Below are 2,119 nucleotides of genomic sequence, written 5' to 3' on the forward strand. Positions count from 1 at the left end.
TTCGACTGCTTGGTGAAGGGTTCCGCAGCTCGGCCCTGTACATGATCGAGCAAAACACCGTCAACGTGCGTTCGGCGTGGTGGGCTTGGAAGGCCTCCCGCGAGGCCGTGGTGGTGGAGCTGCCTGAACTGCGATCCGTACCCGATCGAGACTGCTGGGCCAGAACCAATGGCCTTGGGTTCAACAATGCGCTGAAGGAAGCGCGTCAGGTTATCGAGGCCAAGGGCCTGAAGGTGGCGCCATGACCATCGACAAAGAGAAGCTGAAGGCGCTGGCCCAGGCTGCAACGCAGGGCGAATGGAGTCACGAGCGTTTCGGCGTGATTCAGGCTGGTCCGGTGATTCAGTTCGCAAGCGGCGCGGGTCGCCAGCAGATCGCAATGGCAACCGGCGCAGACTGGATGGTCCAGGGTGAGCAGATCGCGAACGCTGAGTTCATGGCTGCCGCCAACCCTTCAGTTGTCCTGGCCCTGCTCGCGGAGATCGAGCGGCTGGAATCTGCGAAAGGTGATCCTGTCGGCAGCTTCGACAAGCACATGGAGTACATGCAGGAAAACATCCGGCTCAAGGCCGAGAACGAAGACTACAGGTCTGGTCAGGACCGGTACGAGCAGATCATCGATGACCTGAAGGCCGAGAGCGAGGCGCTGCGCAAAGCCCTAGGCAAAATCAGCGTGCAAGTTGATGGAAACATCAGGTGCGCTGTCCGTGACGTAGTGAATGGCCTGCCAGATGTGCAGGACATCTACGGCTACTGCGACAACATTGACGAGATCATTGAGGCGGCCATGGCCAAGGAGGTGAGCCATGACTGAAGTCATCGCAAAACCTCGGCACTTCTGGTCGTCCGGCCCGAGCCGTGTCCGTGACGTGTGCCGGCTGGCGTACCTGTTCGCCACTGAGCTTTCCGTGTCCGGGGCTATTGAAATCATCGTCCGCCCGGTGAAGTCCCGCCGAACCCTGGAGCAGAACGCGAAGCTCTGGGCCATGTTGGCCGACATCGCGCGCCAGGTTGAATGGCCGGTGAACGGTGTCATGCAGAAGCTCGATAGCGAGGACTGGAAGGCGCTCATGACCGCTGCGGCACGCCAGGAGGTGCGCATGGCCTCAGGCATCAACGGAGGCGTCGTCATGCTGGGCGTCAGTACCCGGCGCATGTCCGTAGCTGAGCTGGGCGATGTGATCGAGTGCATGTACGTGTTCGGCTCCGAGCGCGGCGTGCGCTGGAGTGAGCCAAAAGGGCAGATGCCTGAGCAGTGGGAGGCGGCCGCGTGAGGACAGTTCTCAAGGAAGTGAAGCAGAAGACCTGCAAGGCCTGCGGGACGAAGTTCCGGCCATCGCTGTCGACGCAGAAGGCCTGCGGCGTGCAGTGCGCCCTGGCGCTGGCCAAGAAGCCGGAGAACCAGGCGGTGGCACGCAAAGCGATCGCCCAGCGCGAGCGCCGCGAGATCCAGGTGCGCAAGCAGAAGCTCAAGAGCCGGGCGGATCACCTCAAGGAGGCGCAGGTGGTGGTTAATCAGTACATCCGCCTGCGTGACGCTGACCTGCCGTGCGTGAGTTGCGGCCGCTTCCATGACGGCCAATGGCACGCAGGGCATTTCAGATCGGCCGGCGGACACCCGGAGTTGCGTTTCGAGCCGCTCAATATCTGGCGCCAGTGCGCTCCATGCAATACCCACAAGTCAGGCGACCTGGTTAATTACCGGGCCGAGCTGGTGCGCCGCATAGGGGCTGAAAAGGTCGAGTGGCTGGAAGGCCCTCATGAGGCCAAGCGCTACACCATCGACGACCTGAAGGCCATAAAGGCCGAATACCGGGCAAAGATCAAAGCCCTCAAGGAGGCAGCATGACACCAGCATGGGGATTTCTGATCTTGGCCGCCCTCATGGTGGTGGGTGGTGTGGCGTTGTCCTGGGCTGGGGCAGTGCGCCGCAAGCGAAGCTACGAAGAATTTCTGCTGAAGAAGACCAATCGCATCCAGGGAGAACGACCATGAAAGTAATCAGCGCTCGCCAAGTTTGGCACGACGCACTGCACGAGAACCGCGCATCCGCCCTGGCCGTGGCCGCAGAGCAGGCAGCCTTGGGCAAGAAGGGTGGCTCCGCCGATGTGAAGATCAT

At 61.5% G+C, this 2,119-nt stretch carries 4 protein-coding genes and 1 pseudogene; all 5 read left to right on the plus strand.

Features of this window, described 5'->3' with window-relative positions:
* Positions 1-245 (plus strand): annotated as a pseudogene (locus tag ACEWE8_RS25925) (hypothetical protein); the annotation flags it as partial.
* Positions 242-814 (plus strand): ead/Ea22-like family protein, encoded by a 573-nt coding sequence (locus tag ACEWE8_RS25930; RefSeq protein WP_052750467.1) that lies wholly within the window; start codon positions 242-244, stop codon positions 812-814. The pseudogene ACEWE8_RS25925 and the gene ACEWE8_RS25930, both read left to right, overlap by 4 nt.
* The gene (locus ACEWE8_RS25935; RefSeq protein ID WP_052750466.1) at positions 807-1,274 is read left to right on the plus strand and encodes a recombination protein NinB; all 468 of its coding nucleotides are present in this window, start codon (positions 807-809) and stop codon (positions 1,272-1,274) included. The genes ACEWE8_RS25930 and ACEWE8_RS25935 overlap by 8 nt, the downstream gene beginning before the upstream one ends.
* Positions 1,271-1,849: a recombination protein NinG gene (locus ACEWE8_RS25940; RefSeq protein ID WP_395589441.1), complete on the plus strand. Its 579-nt coding sequence runs from the start codon at positions 1,271-1,273 to the stop codon at positions 1,847-1,849. The genes ACEWE8_RS25935 and ACEWE8_RS25940 overlap by 4 nt, the downstream gene beginning before the upstream one ends.
* Positions 1,846-1,995, plus strand: coding sequence for a hypothetical protein (locus tag ACEWE8_RS25945; RefSeq protein ID WP_189339970.1), 150 nt, complete (start codon positions 1,846-1,848; stop codon positions 1,993-1,995). The genes ACEWE8_RS25940 and ACEWE8_RS25945 overlap by 4 nt, the downstream gene beginning before the upstream one ends.
* Positions 1,996-2,119 lie beyond the last annotated feature (124 nt).

The organism is Pseudomonas sp. TR47 (assembly GCF_044143025.1).
Taxonomy (GTDB): Bacteria; Pseudomonadota; Gammaproteobacteria; order Pseudomonadales; family Pseudomonadaceae; genus Aquipseudomonas; species Aquipseudomonas putida_E.

What these genes read in the sequence shown, in the direction of transcription:
- ACEWE8_RS25945 (WP_189339970.1), top strand. Translation starts at nt 1,846, where the DNA reads ATGACACCAGCATGGGGATTTCTGATCTTGGCCGCCCTCATGGTGGTG.
- ACEWE8_RS25930 (WP_052750467.1), top strand. Translation starts at nt 242, where the DNA reads ATGACCATCGACAAAGAGAAGCTGAAGGCGCTGGCCCAGGCTGCAACG.
- ACEWE8_RS25935 (WP_052750466.1), top strand. Translation starts at nt 807, where the DNA reads ATGACTGAAGTCATCGCAAAACCTCGGCACTTCTGGTCGTCCGGCCCG.